Source organism: Streptomyces sp. NPDC057445, from assembly GCF_042802855.1.
Lineage (GTDB): Bacteria > Actinomycetota > Actinomycetes > Streptomycetales > Streptomycetaceae > Streptomyces.
The window spans coordinates 70,042-91,626 of the sequence record NZ_JBHVDH010000019.1 but is presented as its reverse complement, the minus strand read 5'-3'; the positions used below and the strand labels follow the sequence as shown (position 1 = coordinate 91,626).

2 protein-coding genes and 1 pseudogene are annotated in these 21,585 nt (G+C 74.5%); all 3 read right to left on the bottom strand.

What is annotated here, in order from left to right:
• Positions 1–5: 5 nt before the first annotated feature.
• Positions 6–5,621, bottom strand: a pseudogene (locus ACFU5O_RS29285) (SDR family NAD(P)-dependent oxidoreductase); the annotation flags it as partial.
• Between the two features lie 84 nt (positions 5,622–5,705).
• On the bottom strand, positions 5,706–10,388 hold the full coding sequence (locus ACFU5O_RS29280) for an SDR family NAD(P)-dependent oxidoreductase (protein WP_384245095.1): 4,683 nt from the start codon (positions 10,386–10,388) through the stop codon (positions 5,706–5,708).
• Positions 10,389–10,417: 29 nt separating this feature from the next.
• A complete protein-coding gene (locus ACFU5O_RS29275) occupies positions 10,418–21,568 on the bottom strand; it encodes an SDR family NAD(P)-dependent oxidoreductase (RefSeq protein ID WP_384245093.1) in 11,151 nt (3,716 codons plus the stop codon).
• Positions 21,569–21,585: the final 17 nt, after the last annotated feature.

Genomic DNA, 21,585 nt, shown 5'->3' with positions numbered 1-21,585 from the left:
CCTCGTCATCGGTCACCGCCGGGCAGCGCGCCGAGCCAGGCGTCGACGGTGGCGGCCGTGGTCGGGGCGTGCTCGGTCATCATCGTGAAGTGGTTGCCGGGTACGTCGGCGACGGTGTGGGCGCCGTCCCAGACGGACCGCCAGTCGGTGGCGGGGTCGGTCCAGGCGGCCATGGGTTCGGTGGCGCGCAGGTGCAGCACGGGGGCGCGGGTGGGCTGCGGGGTCCAGTCCAGGAGCAGCCGGTGGTAGGCACCCATGGCGGTGAGCCGGGTGTCGTCGAGCGGTACGACGGTCCGGTCCGACGCCCAGCGGAGCATGACGTCCCGCCAGACTTCCATGGCCCCGGGGGAGCTGGGGGTGTAGATGTCGGCAAGCACGACGGCGGCGGGGCCGTCGGCGCCGCGGGCCTCGAGGTGACGGGCGAGCGCGTGGGCCAGGTTGGCTCCGGCGGAGTGGCCGACCAGGGCGTACGGCCTGCCGTCGGCGTAACGGGTGACGGCTTCGGCGTGTGCCTCGCACAGGGCGTCGAGGGAGCCCGGCAGCGGCTCCGCGGCCCGGAAGCCGGGCTGTGGCAGCGCGACGACGCTACGGCGGCCGGCGAGGGCGCCCGCGAGGGCGGCGAATTCCAGCGGCCCGGAGACGGCCGCGGTTCCGGTGACGCCGATGAGCAGCGGGCCCTGGTCGTCGGCGGGGCCTTCGGCGAGCCGGACGGGGGTGACCGGCTGCCCGCGGCCGGCGGTGAACACCGGGCGCAGGGCGGCGACGGCGCCGAGGGCGTCGACGGCATCGGCGACCCGGCTGTGCGCCAGCGCGTCCTGGTAGAGGGCGACGAGCGTGCTCGCGCCGGGGCCGGCGCCCGGGGTGTCCTCGCCGGTGTGTGCGGCGGGGACCGGGTCGCGCAGGAGGTCCAGCAGATGCCCGGTCAGCGCCTCCGGGGTGTTGTGGTCGAGGAACGTCTCGGGCGGCAGGTCGCAGCCCGTGGCGGTGGTCAGCCGGCGCCTGAACTGGGCGATGGCCAGGGAGTCGAAGCCGGTCCGGGTGAAGGGGGCGTCCGCCCTGATGTCGTCCGCGCCGTGGTGTCCGAGGACGGCGGCGGCCTCGGTGCGCACGAGGGCGAGGACGGCGGCGTGGCGGGCGGCCGGGTCCAGCCCGTCCAGGTCGCGCCGCAGCTCGCGCGGGGCGGGGACACCGGCGGAGGTGTCGGTGCCGGTGGACGCGGCCGGGTCCCGGGGGTCGGCGGGCCCGCCGAGGTCCGCGATGAGCGGGCTCGGCCGGTAGGCGGTGAACCCGGCGGCGAAGCGCGGCCAGTCGGTGTCGGTGACCGTCACGTTGGCCTCGCCGGCGGCGACGGCGCGGAAGAGCTCGGTGAGTGCCTCCTGCGGGTCCATGGCCCGCACCCCCCTGCGGAGCAGGTAGTCGGTGCCCTCGCCGTCGCCCATGCCGCCGCCGCCCCACAGGCCCCAGGCGACGGAGGTGGCGGGCAGGCCGTCGGCGCGCCGCTGTTCGGCGAGCGCGTCGAGGCCGGCGTTGGCGGCGGCGTAGGCGCACTGGCCGGCGCTGCCCCAGACACCGGCGCCGGAGGAGTAGAGGACGAAGGCGTCGAGCGCGGCGTGCCGGGTCAGTTCGTCCAGGTGGCGCGCGCCGGCGACCTTGCCCGCGTACACGTCGGCGAGGAGGCCGGGGCCGGTCTCTGTGAGCGCGCCGACCTGGGGGATGCCGGCGGCGTGGAAGACGGCGGTGAGCGGGGCGTCGGCGGGGATCTTCGCCAGCACCTCCGCGAGCGCGTCGCGGTCGGCGACGTCGCAGGCGGCGAAGGTCACCTTGGCGCCGAGGGCGAGAAGTTCGGATTCCAGGGCGTCCGCGCCGGGTGCCTGGCGCCCGCGCCGGCCGACGAGCAGGAGATGCGCGGCTCCTTCGCGGGCGAGCCGGCGGGCGAGGTGTCCGCCGAGGGCGCCGGTGCCGCCGGTGACGAGGACGGTGCCGCGCGGGCGGTAGGGGTCCTCTGCGCGGGGCGTGGCCGCGGGCGTGAGGCGGCGGCCGTACGCGCCGGTCTCCCGGACGGCGACCTGGTCCTCGGGGCCGGTGAGCACGGCGGCGAGTCGCCGCCAGGCCTCGTCGTCCGCGGCCTCCGGCAGGTCGGCCAGACCGCCCCAGAGGGCGGGCAGTTCGAGGGCCGCGACACGGCCGAGACCCCACAGCTGGGCGGCCGCTGCCCGGGGCCGCTCACCGGGGGCCACGGCCACGGCTCCCCGTGTCGCGCACCAGAGGCGAGCGGACATGGACTTCTCCTCCATGGCCTGGGCGAGGAACAGGGTCGCCCGGACACCGGCCGGGACCGGGCCGTCTCCGGGTTGCTCCCGATCATCGGTGCCCAGGAGGGAGAGCACGCCCTGGAAAGTCGCGGCTGTGTCACCTTGCGCGCCGGGCAGCGTGTCGAGCAGGGCCACGAGCGAGGCGCGGTCGGCCCGTGCGGCGTCGACGCGGAGGCTTTGCACGGTGGCGCCCAGCGAGGTCAGGGCCCGCTCTGCGGCGTCGGCGAAGGAGTCCGGCGGGCTCCCCGGGGCACTCGAGCCGCCGGGACCGCCGGGGCTGCTGGGACCGCCAGGGCTGCTGGGACTGCCGGGGCTGCTGGGGCGTACCAGCAGCCAGTTGCCGGTGAGGCGGGCACCGGTCTGCTCGGGCAGCGGCTGCCAGGTGACGCGGTAACGCCGGGCCCCGGTGCGGTCGCGGCCCCCGCCGGCGCCGCCGCGGGGGGTGGGTGCGATCCAGTACGTGCGGTGCTGCCAGGCGTAGACGGGAAGCGGGACGCGGCGGGCCCCGGTGCCGGTGAAGATGCGGGCCCGGTCGAGGGCGGCGCCCCTGCTGTGGGCGGTGGCGACCGCCCGCAGCAGGGTGTCCGCCTCGGGGCGGCCGCGGCGCAGGACGGGCAGCAGGACGGCCGGTTCCCCGGCGGCGGCGGGTGCCTCGGCGGCGAGGACCTCCTCGGCCATACCGCACAGCACGCCGTCGGGGCCCAGTTCGACGAACGTGTCGGCGCCGAGGTCGCGGGCGGTGCGCACACCGTCGGCGAAGCGGACGGCGGCGCGGACGTGGCCCGCCCAGTAGTCGGCGGTGCGCAGGTCCTGTCCGGTGGCACGGCGTCCGGTGACGTTCGAGATCACCGGGATGCGGGGGGCGCGGTAGGTGAGCCGGTCCGCGACGGCGCGGAACTCCTCCACCATGGGGTCCATGAGCGGGGAGTGGAAGGCGTGGCTGACGGTGAGCCGCCTGGTCTTGCGGCCCCGCGCGTCCAGCAGGGCGCGTACCTCCTCGACGGCCTCCCCGGTGCCGGAGAGGACCAGCGACCGGGGGCCGTTGACGGCGGCGACGGCCACCGTTCCGGCGCGTCCGGCGCGTCCGGCGAGGAGCTCGCGTACCTCGTCCTCGGTGGCACGTACGGAGAGCATCGCGCCGCCGGCCGGCAGGGCCTGCATCAGACGGCCGCGGGCGGCGACCAGGGTGCATGCGTCGTCGAGGGTGAGTACACCGGCCACATGGGCGGCGGCCAGTTCACCGACCGAGTGCCCGAGGACGACGTCGGGCCGCATGCCCCAGTCCTCGAGCAGCCGGTAGAGGGCCACCCCGACGGCGAACAGGGCGGCCTGCGCGTACTGGGTACGGTGCAGCCTCTCGTCCTCGGGGGCGTCGAGGACGTCGGCGAGCGGGCGCTCCAGGTGCGGGTCCAGACGGGCGGCGATGTCGTCGAAGGCCCGGGCGAACACCGGGTGGACGGTGTGCAGTTCACGGCTCATGCCGGGGCGCTGGCTGCCCTGGCCGGTGAAGAGGAACGCGGTCTTCGAGTCGCGGCGGCGCACGCCCCGGACGACGGCCGGTGAGGAGGCGCCGTCGGCGAGTGCGTCGAGACCGCGGGCGAGTTCCTCGTACGACCTGCCGAGGACGACGGCCCGGTGCTCGAAGGCGGTACGGGTGGCGGCGAGCGAGTAGCCGGTGTCCACGGCGTCGCCCGCCCCGGCAGCCCCGGCAGCCCCGGCAGCCCCGGCAGCCCCGGCAGCCCCGGCAAGATGCTCCCGCAGCTTCGTCGCCTGCGACCGCAGAGCGTCCTCCGACCGCCCGGACACGAACCAGGGCGTGAGCGTCATCCCAGGGCCGTCCTGGGGGGCAACGGCCCTGACAGGAAGCGCCGTTGCGGCCGGGGCCGGGTCGGAGACAGCCGGCCCGGAGGGAGTCGCGTCGGCGGGGGCCGGGTCGGCGGGGGCCTCTTCCAGGATGACGTGGGCGTTGGTGCCGCCCACGCCGAAAGCGGAGACCGCGGCGCGGCGGGTGCGGGAGGTGGGGGGCCAGGGGACCGGGCCGGTCAGCAGACGGACGTCTCCCGACGCCCAGTCGACGTGGGGGGTCGGGGTGCCGGCGTGGAGGGTCGGGGGCAGCAGGCCGTTGCGGAGTGCCTGGATCGTCTTGATGACGCCGCCCACGCCGGCCGCCGCCTGGGCGTGGCCGATGTTGGATTTGAGGGAGCCCAGCCAGAGGGGGTGGCCGGACGGGCGGGAACGGCCGTAGACGTTCAGCAGGGCCTGCGCCTCGATCGGGTCGCCCAGGCGTGTGCCGGTGCCGTGCGCCTCCACGGCGTCGATGTCCCCCGGCTCCAGGCCTGCGTCGGCCAGGGCCTGTTGGACGACCCTTTCCTGGGAGGGGCCGTTGGGGGCGGTGAGACCGTTGCTGGCGCCGTCCTGGTTGACGGCGGAGCCGCGGACGACGGCGAGCACGGTACGTCCGTTGCGGCAGGCGTCGGAAAGACGCTCGAGCACGAGGACGCCTACGCCCTCGGCCCAGCCGGTGCCGTCCGCGTCGGCGGAGAACGCCTTGCAGCGGCCGTCCGCCGCCAGTCCCTTCTGGCGGGAGAACTCGACGAACGCCGCGGCGTCCGGCATGACGGCGACGCCGCCCGCCAGGGCCAGTCCGCATTCCCCGCGCCGCAGCGCCGCGACGCCCAGGTGCAGGGCCACGAGGGAGGAGGAACAGGCCGTCTCCACGGTCAGCGAGGGGCCCTCGAGCCCGAGGACGTAGCTGATCCGGCCGGACAGCACGGCGTCGGCGCTGCCCGTCAGCAGATATCCCTCCGAACCGGCCGGGACCCGGTCGAGGTCGTTGGCGTACTCGGCGTGGGCGGCCCCGATGTAGACACCGGTGCCGGTGCCGCGCAGGGTGCGCGGGTCCAGGCCGGTGCGCTCCAGGGCTTCCCATGAGGTCTCCAGGAGCAGGCGCTGCTGCGGGTCCATCACGACGGCCTCGCGCGGCGGGATCCCGAAGAACGCCGCGTCGAAGTCGCCCGCGCCGGCAAGGAATCCGCCCTGGTCACAGTAGGTGGTGCCGTGCGACTCCGGGTCAGGGTCGTAGAGCCCCTCCGTGTCCCATCCGCGGTTCTCGGGAAAGGGCGCGACGGCGTCCGTACCGGAGGCGACCAGGCTCCAGAGGCCTTCCGGCGAGTCGGCCCCGCCCGGGTAGCGGCAGGCCATACCGACGACGGCGATGGGCTCGTGGGCGGCCGAGGCCAGTTCCCGGTTGAGCCTGCGGAGCCGCTCGGTCTCCTTCAGGGAGGTCCGGAGCGCCTCCATGAGCTTTTCCGGAGACATGGCCATGGGTGGGATCCCTCTCTGGGCGGGTGGTCGGACGGCGACGGATCAGGCGGCGGCGGTTCCGGCGGTCTTTCAGGCGGCCGTGTCGCGCATGGCCAGTGCGATCAGCGCGTCACCGTCGAGGTCGTCGATGCTGTCGGCCCCATCGAACCCGTCGCCGCCTGAGGACCACTCGGGCGCCGCCGCCGCCGGACGTACGTCGCCCGCGGCGAGGGCGAGGAGCGTCTCCAGCAGGCCGGCCTCGCGCAGCAAGGGCAGCGGCAGCGTGGCCAGTGCGGCCCGGATCCGTGTCTCCTCCGGGTCGCGGCCCGTTGCGGCGGCCGGGGTGAGGAGTTCGACCAGGTGGTGCGCCATGGCGGAGGCCGTGGGGTGGTCGAAGACGAGGGTCGGGGGCAGCTTGCGGCCGGTCGCGCGGCTGAGGCGCCCGGCGAGCTCGCCCGCGGTGAGGGAGCTGAACCCCAGGTCCTTGAAGGCCTCTTCGGGGTCGACGTCCTCGGGGCCGGCGTGGCCGAGCACCGCCGCGACACCGCGGCGTACCTCGTCGAGCACGATCTCGTGCCGTTCGGCGGGGTCCACGGCCGCGAGCCGGGCGGGAAGCTCCGCGCCGGCCGGGTCGCCGTCACCCTCGCCTTCGCCGTCGGCCGGGTCCGTGCCCGGCGCCTGCCGTACGCCGGGCAGCTCGCCGATCAGCGGGCTCGGCCGGAAGGCGGTGAACCCCTTGGCGAACAGCGGCCAGTCCATGTCCGCGAGGGCGACGCAGACGTCGTCGCGGTCCAGGGCGCGGCTCAGCGCCTCCACGGCCCGCGGGGGGTCCATGGTGCGCAGGCCGCGGCTGCTGAGGAACTCCTCACCGGCACCTTCGCCCATGCCTCCACCGCCCCACAGGCCCCAGGCGACGGAGGTGGCGGGCAGGCCGTCGGCGCGCCGGCGTTCGGCGAGCGCGTCCAGGGACGCGTTGGCGGCGCCGTAGGCGCTCTGCCCGCCGCTGCCCCACACTCCGGCCCCGGACGCGTACAGCACGAACGCGTCGAGGTCGCGCGAGCGGGTCAGCTCGTGCAGGTGGAGCGCGCCCGCGACCTTGCCCGCGTACACGTCGGCGAGGGAGTCCGTGCCGGTGTCGAGGAAGGCCGCCGAGTGCGGGACGCCCGCGGTGTGGAAGACGGCGGTCGGCGGGTGTGCGTCGAGGAGCGCGGCGAGCGCCTCCCGGTCGGAGACGTCGCAGGCGGCGACGGTCACCTCGGCGCCGAGCGCCCGCAGTTCTGCGGTCAGCTCGGCGGCGCCGGGGGCGTCGGCGCCACGGCGGCCGGTGAGCACCAGGTGCCCGGCTCCGGCGGCGGCGAGCCAGCGGGCGACATGGCCGCCGAGGGCGCCGGTGCCGCCGGTGACCAGGACGGTGCCGCGCGGGGTGTAGGTACGGCGGGCGGGGGCGTTCCCGGCCGGGACGAGCCGGCGGCCGTAGGCGCCGGAGGCCCGTACGGCGATCTGGTCCTCGCCCGTCGTTGCGGCCAGGGCGGCGACCACCCGCTGCCAGGCGCGGGTGTCGGGGGCGGCGGGCAGGTCCACCAGGCCGCCCCAGAGCAAGGGGTGTTCCAGCGCGATACCGCGGCCGAGGCCCCAGACCTGGGCACCGGCGGAGCCGGGCCGCTCGCCGGGAGAAACGGCCACCGCGCCGCGGGTGAGCGCCCACAGCTTCGCCGTGCCGCCGGAGTCGGCGGCGGCCTGGGCGAGCAGGGTGGTGCCGACGGCGGCGAGCGGCAGGTGCGGGTGGGCCGGGTGCGGGCGCTCGTCGGTGCCGAGCAGGGAGAGGACGCCGGTGAGTGACTCGTACGAGGACAGGCGCGCGGTCAGTTCCTCACGGGTCGCGGTGGCCGGGTCGAGGATCAGCCGCTCGGTCCGGGCGCCGTGCCGGGTGAGCGCGGCCTCGAGGGCGTCGGCGGTGCCGTCGTCGGCGTCCCCGGGCAGAACCAGGAGCCAGCGCCCGTCGAGGGCCGGGGTGCCGGTCCCGGTCAGGCTCTGCCAGGTGACGCGGTAGCGCCAGGTGTCGATACCGGCGGGCACGGCGGCGGAAGGGGCCGACGGCTCGAGCCAGTAGTTCTTGTGCTGGAAGGGGTAGGTGGGTAGGTCGGCGTGGCGGGCGCCGGTGCCTTCGAAGAGGGCCGCCCAGTCGATGTCGGTGCCGCGGACGAACAGCTCCGCCGCCGAGGTCAGGAAGCGTTCCAGACCGCCCTCGTCACGGCGCAGCGAACCACTGACCAGCGCATCCACACCCGCCTCCTCGGCGGTCTCCTCGATACCCATGGTCAGCACCGGATGCGCACTGGACTCCACAAACGTGCCGAAGCCCTTGCCCAGCAGCGCCCGCACGGTCTCCTCGAAACGCACCGGGTGCCGCAGATTGCGATACCAATACCCCGCATCCAGCACCGTCGTATCCGTGACGAGACCGCCCTCGACGGTCGAGTAGAACGGGACCTCCGCCCGGCGCGGGACGATCGGTGCCAGCACCTTCGCCAGCTCGGCCTCGATCCGCTCCACATGAGCCGAATGAGAGGCGTAGTCCACCGGCACCTGACGCGCCCTGATGCCCTCGGCGCGGCATCCGGCGACGAACTCCACGACCGCGTCCGCATCCCCCGCGATCACCGTGCTCGACGGCCCGTTGACCGCAGCCACACCCAACCGCCCGGACCACGAGCCGAGCCGCTCCACCACCCGCGCCTGCGGCAGCGGAATGGAAGCCATACCACCCAGCCCCGCCAGCTCCCGCCCGATCACCCGCGCCCTAAGCGCCACCACCCGCGCCGCATCCTCCAACGACAACACGCCCGAGACGGCGGCGGCAGCGATCTCCCCCTGCGAATGACCCACCACCGCATCCGGCACCACACCCAGCGAACCCCACAACGCCGCCAGCGACACCATCACCGCCCAGGTCACCGGCTGGACCACATCCACCCGGTCCAGCTCACGGCCCCCACGCACCACCTCGACCACATCGAAGTCCACAAACGGCGCCAACGCCTCAGCACACTCGCCAAGCCGTGCCGCGAACACCGGCGACGACTCCAACAGCCCCGCACCCATACCCACCCACTGCGTCCCCTGACCCGGGAACACCAACACCCGACGACCGGTCGCGGTTGCCACGTCCTCGATCGTGACCGTCCCGAGCGTGACCTGCCGGTGGTCGAACACCGAGCGCGAGGCCGCCAGGCTCCAGGCCACGTCCAGCGGCCGCAGGCCGCTCTCGCGCTCCAGCCAGGAGCCGAGCCTGTCGGCCTGCGCGCGCAGCGCCTTCTTGGAGCGGGCCGACACGATCCGCGGTACGACGGGAAGTTCCCGTGTCACCGGCTCCTCGACCGGCTCAAGCACGGGCGCCTGCTCCAGGATCACGTGCGCGTTCGTGCCACTCACACCGAACGACGACACACCCGCACGACGCACCCGCCCCGTCTCGGGCCACTCCCGCCGCTCCGTCAGCAGCGAAACCGCACCCGCATCCCAGTCCACCTCCGACGACGGTGCATCCACATGCAGCGTCCTGGGCAGCACACCCTCCCGCAGCGCCATCACCATCTTGATGACACCACCCACACCCGCAGCCGCCTGTGTGTGCCCGATGTTCGACTTCAACGACCCCAGCCACAGGGGCCGTTCGGCGCTGTGGGCGCTGCCGTACGTGTCCATCAGGGCGTGGACCTCGATCGGGTCGCCGAGCCTCGTGCCGGTGCCGTGTGCCTCGACGGCGTCCACGTCGGCCGCGGTGACCCGGGCGTCGGCGAGCGCCTGCCGGATGACGCGCTGCTGGGCGGCGCCGCTGGGGGCGGTGAGGCCGTTGCTGGCGCCGTCCTGGTTGACGGCGGAGCCGCGCAGCACGGCCAGCACGCGGTGGCCCTTGCGTATCGCGTCGGAGAGCCGCTCCACGAGGAGGATGCCGGCGCCCTCGCCGGGGCCGAAGCCGTCGGCCGCGTCCGCGAAGGCCTTGCAGCGCCCGTCGGCGGCCAGGCCGCGCTGGCGCGCGAACTGGACGAAGACGGCCGGGGTGGACATGACGGTGACGCCGCCGGCCAGGGCCAGGTCGCATTCGCCCTCGCGCAGCGACCGGGCGGCCTGGTGCAGGGCGACCAGCGAGGACGAGCAGGCCGTGTCGACGGTCACGGACGGGCCTTCGAGACCCAGCGTGTACGAGATGCGGCCCGAGGTGAAGCTGACGACGCCTCCGGTGAGCAGGTCGCCTTCGAGCTGCGCCGAGGGCTCGTGGACGCCGGAGGTGTAGCCGCCGTCCCAGGCGCCGACGAAGACGCCGGTGCGGGAGCCGCGCAGCGAGCTCGGGTCGACCCCGGCCCGTTCCAGGGCCTCCCAGGAGGTCTCCAGCAGCAGGCGCTGCTGGGGGTCCATCGCCACCGCCTCACGCGGCGAGATGCCGAAGAAGGCCGGGTCGAAGGCGCCGGCGGACTGCAGGAAGCCGCCTTCGCGGCAGTAGGTGCGGCCGGCCGTGTCCGGGTCGGGGTCGTACAGGCCGTCGACGTCCCAGCCGCGGTCGCCGGGCAGCGGGGAGACCGCGTCGGTGGCGGTGGAGACCAGGTCCCACAGCGCCTCCGGGGAGTCGACGCCGCCGGGGAAGCGGCAGGCCATGCCGACGATCGCGATGGGCTCGTGGGCCCTTGCCTCGAGTTCCTTGAGGCGTTCGCTGGTCCGGTGCAGTTCGGTCGTGGCCCGCTTCAGGTACTCGCGGAGCTTGTCCTCGTTCGCCATGTGTCGTCACCCGTCACGTGCTGTGCGGTTCAGAACCGCTCGTCGATGAATGCGAAGATCTCGTCGTCGTCGGCGTCCTCGATGGACTCGGCCACCGATTCGCCCTTCGCCGCTCCGGGACCCGTGACGCCGCCTCCGTCGCCGGTTCCGTCGCCGCTCCCGTTGCCGATTCCGTTCCACAGGCCGGTGAGGGCGGCGAGACGGCCCGCGATCTCCTTGTGCGCGGTCTCGTCGGGGGTCGCGGTGCCGTCGGCGGCCTGTCCGGCGAGGGCGCCGAACAGGGCTTCCAGCCGGTCGAGTTCCGCCGTGACGGAGCCGGCGCGGGCGTCGGCGACGGGTGCGGCCCCGTCGTCCTCTGGGGTCAGTTCGCGGCGCAGGTGCGTCGCGAGCGCCGCCGGGGTCGGGTGGTCGAAGACCAGCGTGGCGGCCAGGCGCAGGCCGGTGGCGGCGGCCAGCCGGTTGCGCATCTCGACCGCGGTGAGGGAGTCGAAGCCGAGTTCCTTGAAGGCGCGGTCGGTGACGATGCTCTCCGGTCCGCCGTGGCCGAGGACGGCCGCGGCGTGCATGCGTACCGCGTCGAGGATCAGTTCCTCCTGTTCCTCGGCGGGCAGTTGGGCGAGCCGGTCGGCGAGGGTGCCGGCCGGGGCGGTCCGCCGGTCCGGGCCGTCCTCGTCGTCCGTGCCGCCGACGAGGCCGCTGAGGAAGGCGGGGACGGGTCCGGCGGCGCGCAGCGCCGCGTGGTTGAGCCGGATCGGGACCTGCAGCGGGGTGTCGGCCGTCCGGGCCGCGTCGAAGAGCGCGAGGCCTTCGGCGTCGGTGAGCGGCATGACGCCGCCGCGGGCGAGACGCCGCTGCATCCCGCTCTGGTCGAGGTGTCCGGCCATCCGGCTGCTGCTGGACCACAGGCCCCAGGCGAGTGACACGGCGGGCAGGCCGAGGGAGCGCCGGTAGCCGGCGAAGGCGTCGAGGAAGGCGTTGGCGGCCGCGTAGCCGCCCTGGCCGGGGCTGCCGAACAGCGCGGAGGACGACGAGTACAGGACGAACGCCGACAGGTCGAGGTCGCGGGTCAGGTCGTGCAGGTTGAGCACGGCGTCGACCTTGGGGTGCAGGACGGTGTCGAGCCCGTCCGCGGTGAGGGTGGGCACGGTGCCGTCGGCGAGGACGCCGGCGGTGTGGACGACCGCGGTCAGCGGCCGGTCCGCCGGGATGCCGGCCAGGAGCGCGGCGAGCTGCTCGCGGTCGCCCGCGTCGCAGGCCCGTACGGTGACGTCGGCGCCGAGTCCGCCCAGTTCGGCGGCGAGTTCGGGGGCGCCCCCGGCATCGAGGCCCTTGCGTCCGGCGAGCACGAGGTGGCGTACGCCGTGCCGGGTGACCAGGTGCCGGGCCACGGCGCTGCCGAGGGTGCCGGTGCCACCGGTGACCAGCACGGTGCCGTAAGGCCCGAAGGACGGCGGCATGGTGAGGACGAGCTTGCCGGTGTGCCGGGCCTGGCTGAGGGTGCGGAAGGCCTCGCGGGCGTTGCGGATCTCGTACGCGGTGTGCGGCAGGGGCTTCAGGACGCCGGCCCGGAAGAGCGCGAGCAGTTCCCCGAGCATCTCGCCCACGGCGTCCGGACCGGCCTGGACCAGGTCGAACGCCTGGTAGACGGTGCCGGGATGGCCGGCGGCGACGGCCTGCGGGTCGCGGACGTCTGCCTTGCCGAGCTCCAGGAAGTGGCCGCCGCGTGGCAGCAGCCGCAGCGACGCGTCGACGAATTCGCCGGCGAGGGAGTTGAGGACGATGTCCACGCCCCGGCCGCCGGTCTCCGCCAGGAACTCCTCTGCGAACTGGGTGGTGCGGGAGTTGGAGATGGCCTCGTCGGCGAGGCCGAGGCGGCGCAGGGTGTCCCACTTTCCGGTGCCGGCCGTGGCGTACACGGTCAGGCCGTGGTGGCGGGCGAGCTGGAGGGCGGCCATGCCGACACCGCCGGCCGCCGCGTGGATCAGCAGCGACTGTCCGGGCCGGGCGTGGGCCAGGCGGGTGAGTGCGTACTGGGCGGTGAGGAACACGGCCGGCACGGAGGCGGCTTCGGTGTAGGTCCAGCCGTCCGGGATCGGGGCGACCATCCGGTGGTCGGCGACCGCGTAGGGGCCGAATCCGCCGGTCCACATGCCCAGGACCCGGTCGCCGGGAGCGACGGAGGTCACGCCGGGGCCGACCTCGGTGACGATGCCGGCGCCTTCCGCGCCCATGACGCCTTCGCCCGGGTACATGCCGAGGGCGATGAGCGTGTCGCGGAAGTTGAGGCCCGCGGCGCGGACGGCGATACGGACCTGGCCTTCCCCGAGGGCGGCCAGGGTGTCGGGCGCCGGGGTGAGCCGGAGGCCTTCCATGGTTCCGGTGCCGCTGGTGGCGAGCCGCCACGCGGGGGTGTCCGCCGGCGGTACGAGCAGGTCGCCTCGGGCGGTCCCGTCGGCGCTCCGGGCGAGCCGGGGGACGCGGACGGCGGTGCCACGGACGGCGGCCTGGGCTTCGCCGCAGGCGAGCGCGGCGGCCAGGGCGGTGCCGTTGACGGTGTCGGTGTCCGTGTCGAGCAGGACGAAGCGGCCGGGCTCCTCCGACTGGGCGGAGCGGATCAGGCCCCACACGGTGGCCGCGACCGGGTCGGTGACGTGCTCGCCGGGCCCGGCGGCGACGGCGCCGCGGGTGACCAGGGCAAGGGTGGTGCCGGACAGCCCCTCGCCGGCGGCCAGCCAGCTCTGGGCGAGGTCCAGGGCCCGGTGGGCGGTGTCATGGACGGCGGACGCGCCGGGGCAGGGGCGGCGCGGGAAGGAGACGGCGACGGTGTCGGGCGCCGGGCCGTCCCCGGTGGCGGCGATGAGCGACGCCAGGTCGGGGTACCAGTCGCAGTCGCTGCCGGCGCCCTCCATGGCCGCGATGACCTTGGCGTGGTCCTCGCCGACGACGGCCAGCCGGCGTACGGGCAGGGCGGTGGGGACGGGCAGCTGCGGCCATTCGACCTCGTAAAGGGAGCCGTTGAGCCTGGCGCGGCCCTGGGCGTCGGCGACGGCGAGCTGCTCGTCGGAGACCGTGCGGACGACGAGCTCGTCGATGTCGAGCACGGGGCGCCCGGTGTCGTCGGTGCAGCGCAGGCGGACCGCCTCCTCGCCGAGCGGGGAGATGGTGACGCGCAGCCGGTCGGCGCCCTCCGCGTACAGGCGTACGCCTCGGACGGCGAACGGCATGCGGGCCCGGCCGTCGTCGGGGAAGAACGCGCCGAGGCTCATGGCCTGGAGGGCGGCGTCGAGGAGGGCCGGGTGGATGCCGAAGCCGGCGGTTCCGTCGCCGGCCTGCGGCGGGAGGGCGACCTCCGCGTGGACGGCCGTGTCCTCGTTCCAGCCGGTGCCGAAGCCGCGGAACAGCGGGCCGTAGTCGTAGCCGCGGGCGCTGAACTCCTCGTAGAAGGCGTCGGGTTCGCCGCGCTCCGCTGGCACGGCGGCGGCCGGGGGCCAGACGGCGGGTCCCGTGGCGGGCGGCTCAGCGCCCTGGACGGGGGCGACGAGGGCTTCCGCGTGACGGTGCCACGGGGAGCCTGGGGCGGCGCCCGCCTCGCGGGAGTGGACGGTGAGGGTGCGCCGGCCGTCGTCACCGGCTTCCCCGACGAGGAGGCGCAGCTCGACGGCTCCGTTGTCGGGAAGGACGACGGGGGCCTGGAGGATCAGCTCGTCGAGACGGCCGCAGCCGGCCTCGCGGCCCGCCCACAGGGCGAGGTCCATCAGGGCCGCGCCCGGCAGCAGGACAGTGCCCATGAGGGCGTGCTCGGCCAGCCAGGGCCGGGTGTCGGCGCCGAGGTGGGCGGTGTAGACGACCGCGCCGCTCTCGGGCAGTTCGACTCCGCCGCCGAGCAGCGGGTGCCCGGCCTGCTGGAGGCCGATGGCGGACACGTCGCCGCGGCGTGCGGGCGCGTTGTACCAGTAGCGCTCGCGCTGGAACGGATACGTGGGCAGGTCGACGCGGCGGGAACCGGCGCCGAAGAGGGCGTCCGCGTCGATCTCGACGCCGCTGATGTGGGCCATGCCCAGGGCCGCGCCGAACCAGCGGGGGCCGCCCTTCTCGCGGCGCAGGGTGCCGAGCACGGCGGCCCGGCAGCCCGCGTCCGCGGTGGTCTCCTGCAGGGAGGTGGCGAGCATCGGGTGCGGGCTGGGCTCGAGGAAGACCTCGTGACCGTCGGCGATGAGGGCGCGGGTGGCCTGCTCGAACTCGACGGGCTCGCGCATGTTGCGGTACCAGTACGCGCGGTCCAGGCCGCTGGTGTCGAGCAGCCCGCCGGTGACGGTGGAGTAGAACGGGATCTCCCCGGTCCGCGGGGACACCGGGGCGAGGACCTCCATGAGGTGGTCCTTCAGCGCGTCGACCTGGGCGGAGTGTCCGGCGGTGTCGACGCCGGGGATGGCCCGGGCGTGCACACCTTCGGCGGTGAGCTCTTCGAGGAGTTCGCGCAGTGCTTCCGGCTCGCCCGCCACGGCCGCGGTGCCGGGGCTGTTGACGGCGGCCACGGACAGCCGGTCGCCGAACCGTTCGAGACGGGCCCGCAGTTCACCGGCGGACAGGGAGACGGCGATCATGCCGCCCTTGCCGGCCAGCGTCAGCCAGGCCTGGCTGCGCAGCGCGACGATACGGGCCGCGTCGTCGAGGGAGAGGCCGCCGCAGACGTAGGCCGCGGCGATCTCGCCCTGGGAGTGGCCGACGACCGCCGAGGGGTGGACGCCTATGGAGCGCCAGGCGGCGGCCAGCGACACCATCATGGTGAACAGCACGGGCTGGACGACGTCGACGCGGCTGAGCGACGGCGCGCCCGGCACCTGCCGGAGCACGTCCATGACGGACCAGTCGAGATAGGCGCGCAGTGCGGTGTCGCAGGCGAGCGCGCTCTCGCGGAAGGCGGAGGAGCGCTCGAGCAGCCCGTCGGCCATCGCGGGCCACTGGGAGCCCTGTCCGGGGAAGACGAACGCGACGCGGTCGCCGGGTCCGGCGGTGCCGCGCAGTACGGCGAGGTGCGGCCGGTCCTGGGCGAGGGAGTTGAGGGCGTCGAGGAGTTCCTCGCGGCTCTCGCCGATGACGGCGGCGCGGTGCTCGAAGCGTGAACGTGCCGTCATCAGGGTGTAGCCGGCATCGGCGGGGTGGGTGCCGGGGTGTTCGACGAGGCCGGCGCGCAGCCGGGCCGCCTGTGCGCGCAGGGCCGTTTCGGAGCGGGCGGACAGCAGCAGCGGGACGGTGACCTCCTCCCACCAGTCGGAGGACTCGCCGGTGCCCTGTCCGGGGGCGGGAGCGGCGGCCAGGCTGTCGGGGCGGGGTGCCTCTTCGAGGATGACGTGCGCGTTGGTGCCGCTGATGCCGAAGGCAGAGACGGCGGCGCGGCGCGGGTCGTCCCGCTCGGGCCACGCGATGTCCTCGGTGAGCAGGGACACGGCGCCGGCGGACCAGTCGACCCGGGGGGTGGGCTCGTCGACGTGCAGGGTGCGGGGCAGGGTGTGGCCGCGCAGCGCGAGCACCATCTTGATGACACCGGCGACGCCGGCGGCGGCCTGGGTGTGGCCGATGTTGGACTTCACCGAGCCGAGCCACAGCGGGTCGCCGGCCGGGCGGCCGTCGCCGTAGGTGGCGAGGACGGCCTGGGCCTCGATGGGGTCGCCGAGTTCGGTGCCGGTGCCGTGGGCCTCGACGGCGTCGATGTCGGAGGGGCGCAGGCCGGCGTCGGCCAGGGCCTGGCGGATGACCCGCTGCTGGGAGGGGCCGTTGGGGGCGGTGAGACCGTTGCTGGCGCCGTCCTGGTTGACGGCGGAGCCACGGATGACGGCGAGCACCGGGTGCCCGTTGCGTACGGCGTCGGAGAGCCGCTCGACGAGCAGCATGCCCGCGCCCTCGCCGAGGGCGACGCCGTCGGCGGAGGCGGCGAAGGCGCGTGAGCGGCCGGTGGGCGACATGACGCGCTGGCGGGAGAACTCGACCAGCATCTCGGGGGTGGACATGACGGTCGCGCCGCCGACGAGGGCCATGCCGCACTCGCCGCGGCGCAGCGACTGGACGGCGAGGTGCAGGGCCACCAGGGAGGCCGAGCAGGCGGTGTCGACGGTGACGGCCGGGCCTTCGAGGCCGAACACGTAGGAGAGCCGGCCGGACATGACGCTGGCGGAGTTTCCGGTGCCGAGGTAGCCCTCGAAGTCCTCCTCACCGTTCTGCAGCAGCGGCATGTAGTGCTGGCCGTTGGTGCCGACGAAGACGCCGGTGCGGCTGCCGCGCAGCACGTTCGGGTCGAATCCCGCGCGCTCGCACGCCTCCCACGCGGTCTCCAGCAGGAGCCGCTGCTGGGGGTCCATGGCGAGGGCCTCGCGGGGCGAGATGCCGAAGAACTCGGGGTCGAAGTCGGGGGCCTCGTGGAGGAAGCCGCCTTCGCGGACATAGGTACGGCCCTTGGCGTCGGGGTCCGGGTCGTAGAGGCCCTCCAGGTCCCAGCCTCGGTTGGTGGGGAACGTGGTGATGGCGTCGCCGCCGTGCATCACCAACTGCCACAGTTCGTCGGGGGTGTTGATGCCGCCGGGGAAGCGGCAGGCCATGGATACGACGGCGATGGGCTCGGCGTCCCCGCCGGCCGGGGCGGTGGCGAACGCGCCGGCGGCGCCCGCGGCCCCGTCGGTGCCGCCCGCCAGCTCCTTGAGGTGGCGGGCGACGGAGGCGGTGGTGGGGTGGTCGAAGACGAGGGAGGCCGACAGGTCGAGTCCGGTGGCCTCACGCAGCCGGTTGCGAAGCTCGACGGCGGTCACCGAGTTGAAGCCGAGCTCCTTGAACGCCCGGTCGGGCGAGATGCCGTCGGGCGATGCGTGGCCGAGTACGGCGGCGACGTGCGAGCGGACGAGCCGCACCAGCTCACGCTGCTGCTCCTGGTCGGACCTGCCGCGCAGGACGGCGGCGAGGCCGGTGGCGGGGCCCTGTTCCTCCGCCGCGGCCCGCTCGGCAGCCCGCAGGAGCCGTACGGCGGGCAGTTCGTCGAGGAGCATCGAGGGGCGGGCGGCCGTGTAGGCGGGGGCGAACCGGTCCCAGTCGATGTCGGCGACGGCGACACCGGTCTCGCCGCGGCCGACGATCCCGTCGAGCACGTCGAGGGCCCGCTCGGGGTCGAGGAAGGTCAGGCCGGTGCGGCGCAGCTGTTCCGCGGCGGGTCCGGCGACGGCACTCCGCCAGGGTGTCCAGGCGACGGAGGTGGCGGACAGGCCACGGCCTCTGCGGCGCTCGGCGAGTGCGTCCAGGTAGGCCGTGCCGGCCGCGTAGCCGCCCTGGCCCGCGCCGCCCCACACGCCGGCGACGGAGGAGAAGACGACGAACGTGTCCGGTGCGTCGTCCTCGAGGAGCGTGTCGAGGCGGGCGGCGAGGTCGGTCTTGGCGGTGACGGAGGCGGCGAAGCCTTCCATCGTGGTCTCGGTGAGCGTGGTCAGAGGCGCCGTGGGCGGGGCGACGCAGACGGCGGCCGGTGTGTGCCGGGCGAGGAGCTCGCGCAGCGCGGTGTCGTCGGTGAGGTCGCAGGGCACGACGGTGGTGCGGTCCGCGATGTCGGCGAGCGTGCCGCCGAGTTCCTGCTGGAGGCCGCCGGTCAGCCCGGCGAGAACGATCCGCTCGGCGCCCGCGCTCAGCAGTCGGCGGGCCAGGGGTCCCGCGACGGCGGCGATGTCGCCGATCACGAGCGCGGTGCCGTGCCGGCGGGCGCCGGCGGGGGCGGGGCCGGCCGGGGCCTGGACGAGGCGGCGGCCGTAGATGCCGGAGCCTCGCACGGCGACCTGGTCGTCCGCACCGGGGGCGGCGAGGACGGTGGTCAGCTGCTGGAAGGCGCGGGCGTCCGCGGCCGTCGGCAGGTCGACCAGACCGCCCCAGCATGCGGGCAGTTCGAGGGCGGCGACCCGGCCGAAGCCCCAGATCTGGGCCTGCTGGGCGGACGGTGACTCGGCCGGGGACACGGCGACGGCACCGGCGGTGACGGCCCACAGGCGCGCCTTCGTGCCGGCGTCCGCGGCGGCCTGGGTGAGGGTGAGGGTTGCGGCGAGGCCGAGCGGGAGGGCCGGGTGGTCCGGGTGCTCGCCCTCGGCGAGGGCGAGCATCGAGAGGATGCCGCTCAGCGGCTCGGTGCCGGCCCGGTCGGCGGCCTCGGCGAGGCGGGCGCGCAGCAGGGACCGGTCGGCGCCGGCGGGGTCCACGACGAGCGTTTCGACGGTGGCGCCGCGGTCGGTCAGGGCCTGGCGGGCGAGGCCGGCGGTCCCGGAGCCGGTCAGCGGCTCGGGGAGGATCAGCAGCCAGCGGCCGGAGAGACGGGTGGCCGGGTCGTCACTGCGCAGGCTCTTCCAGTTGATGCGGTAGGAGAGGGTGCCTGCGGTGCCTGCGGTGCCTGCGGTGCCGGACGGTTCGGTGCCGGTGGACTCGGTGTGGGTGGTGGTGGCGGGGGTGGCGGGTTCGTGCCAGTAGTGCTCGCGTTGGAAGGGGTAGGTGGGCAGGTCGGCGTGGCGGGCGCCGGTGCCTTCGAAGAGGGCCGCCCAGTCGATGTCGGTGCCGCGGACGAACAGCTCGGCAGCCGAGGTGAGCAAGCGTTCCAGACCGCCCTCGTCACGGCGCAGCGAACCACTGACCAGCGCATCCACACCCGCGTCCTCGGCGGTCTCCTCGATGCCCATGGTCAGCACCGGATGCGCACTGGACTCCACAAAGGTGCCGAAGCCGTCCTCGATGAGGCTCCGTACCGTGTCCTCGAAACGCACCGGGTGCCGCAGATTGCGATACCAATAGCCCGCATCCAGCACCGTCGTGTCCGTGACGAGACCGCCCTCGACGGTCGAGTAGAACGGGACCTCCGCCCGGCGCGGGACGATCGGTGCCAGCACCTTCGCCAGCTCGGCCTCGATACGCTCCACATGAGCCGAATGAGAGGCGTAGTCCACCGGCACCTGACGCGCCCTGATGCCCTCCTCCCGGCACACAGCCACGAACTCGACAATCGCGTCCGCATCCCCCGCGATCACCGTGCTCGAGGGCCCGTTGACCGCCGCCACACCCAACCGCCCCGACCACGCTTCCAGCCGCTCCTCGACCCGGGCCTGCGGCAGCGGAATGGAAGCCATACCACCCAGCCCCGCCAGCTCCCGCCCGATCACCCGCGCCCGAAGCGCCACCACCCGCGCCGCATCCTCCAGCGACAACGCACCCGAGACGGCAGCGGCAGCGATCTCACCCTGCGAGTGGCCCACCACCGCATCCGGCACCACACCCAGCGAACGCCACAACGCCGCCAGGGAAACCATCACCGCCCAGGTCACCGGCTGGACCACATCCACCCGGTCCAGCTCACGGCCCCCACGCACCACCTCGACCACATCGAAGTCCACAAACGGCGCCAACGCCTCAGCACACTCACCAAGCCGAGCCGCGAACAGCGGCGAGGACTCCAACAAGCCCGCGCCCATACCCACCCACTGCGTCCCCTGACCCGGGAACACCAACACCCGACGACCACCGGCCGAGACAACACCCTCGATCCGCGTGGAGTTGAGCGTCACCGAGCGGTGCTCCAGCATGGAGCGGCCGGTGGCGAGGCTGTAGGCCACGTCCAGCGGGCGCGGTCCGTTGTCCTGGGCCAGGCGGGCGCCGATGCGGGCCTGCTGGCCGTGCAATGCGGCTTCGGACCTGGCGGTGAGGACGAGGGGGACGACGGGGAGTTCCCGCGTCACCGGCTCCTCGACCGGCTCAAGCACGGGCGCCTGCTCCAGGATCACGTGCGCGTTCGTGCCACTCACACCGAACGACGACACACCCGCCCGACGCACCCGCCCCGTCTCGGGCCACTCCCGCCGCTCCGTCAGCAGCGAAACCGCACCCGCATCCCAGTCCACCTCCGACGACGGTGCATCCACATGCAGCGTCCTGGGCAGCACACCCTCCCGCAGCGCCATCACCATCTTGATGACACCACCCACACCCGCAGCCGCCTGCGCATGACCGATGTTCGACTTCAACGACCCCAGCCACAACGGCTCCGCACCCACAGGCCGCCGACCGTACGTCGCCAGCAACGCCTGCGCCTCGATCGGATCACCCAACCGCGTGCCCGTCCCGTGCGCCTCGACCACGTCCACATCACCAGCACCCAGACCCGCGCTCTCCAACGCCGCCCGGATCACCCGCTGCTGCGACGGACCGCTCGGCGCCGTCAGCCCATTGCTCGCACCGTCCTGATTCACCGCCGAACCACGCACCACCGCCAGCACCCGATGCCCACGACGCACCGCGTCCGACAAACGCTCCACCAACAGCACACCCACACCCTCGGCCCAGCCCGTGCCATCAGCACCGTCCGAGAACGCCTTGCAACGCCCGTCCGCAGCCAACCCCCGCTGCTGCGAGAACTCCACGAAGGTATTGGGGGTGGCCATGACGGTGACGCCGCCGGCCAGGGCCAGGTCGCACTCCCCCGCCCGCAGCGACTGGGCCGCCAGATGCAGCGCGACCAGCGACGACGAGCAGGCCGTGTCGACGGTCACCGCCGGACCCTCCAGGCCCAGCGCATAGGAAATACGGCCGGAGACGACACTGCCGGACGTGCCGGTGCCGGCGTAGCCGCCCGCGTCGTCGTCGGAGGCCGGCCGGCCGGTGCCGTAGTCGTGGTACATCGAGCCGACGAAGACGCCGGTGCGCGAACCACGCAACGAGGACGCCGGCACCCCCGCCCGCTCCAACGCCTCCCACGACGTCTCCAGCAACAACCGCTGCTGCGGATCCATCGCCACCGCCTCACGCGGCGAAATACCGAAGAAGCCCGCATCGAACTCCCCCGCCCCGTGCAGAAAACCCCCCTCCCGCACATACGACCGACCCGCCACACCCGGCACCGGATCGAACAACCCCTCCACATCCCAGCCCCGGTCCCCCGGAAACGGCGACACCGCATCCGCACCCGAAACCACCAGATCCCACAAACCCTCGGGCGAACCCACCCCACCCGGGAAACGGCACGCCATCCCCACAATCGCGACGGGTTCGCTGCCGCGCTCCTCGGCCTCGCGCAGCTTCTCTCGGGTCTCGTGCAGTTCTGCCATGGCGCGGCGCAGATAGTCGCGGAGCCGGACTTCGTTGCCGGTGGCTTCCTTGTGGGCGTCGTTTGCGGACACAGCTCTCCCCTGGAGGT

What these genes read in the sequence shown, in the direction of transcription:
- ACFU5O_RS29280 (WP_384245095.1), bottom strand. Translation starts at nt 10,388, where the DNA reads ATGGCGAACGAGGACAAGCTCCGCGAGTACCTGAAGCGGGCCACGACC.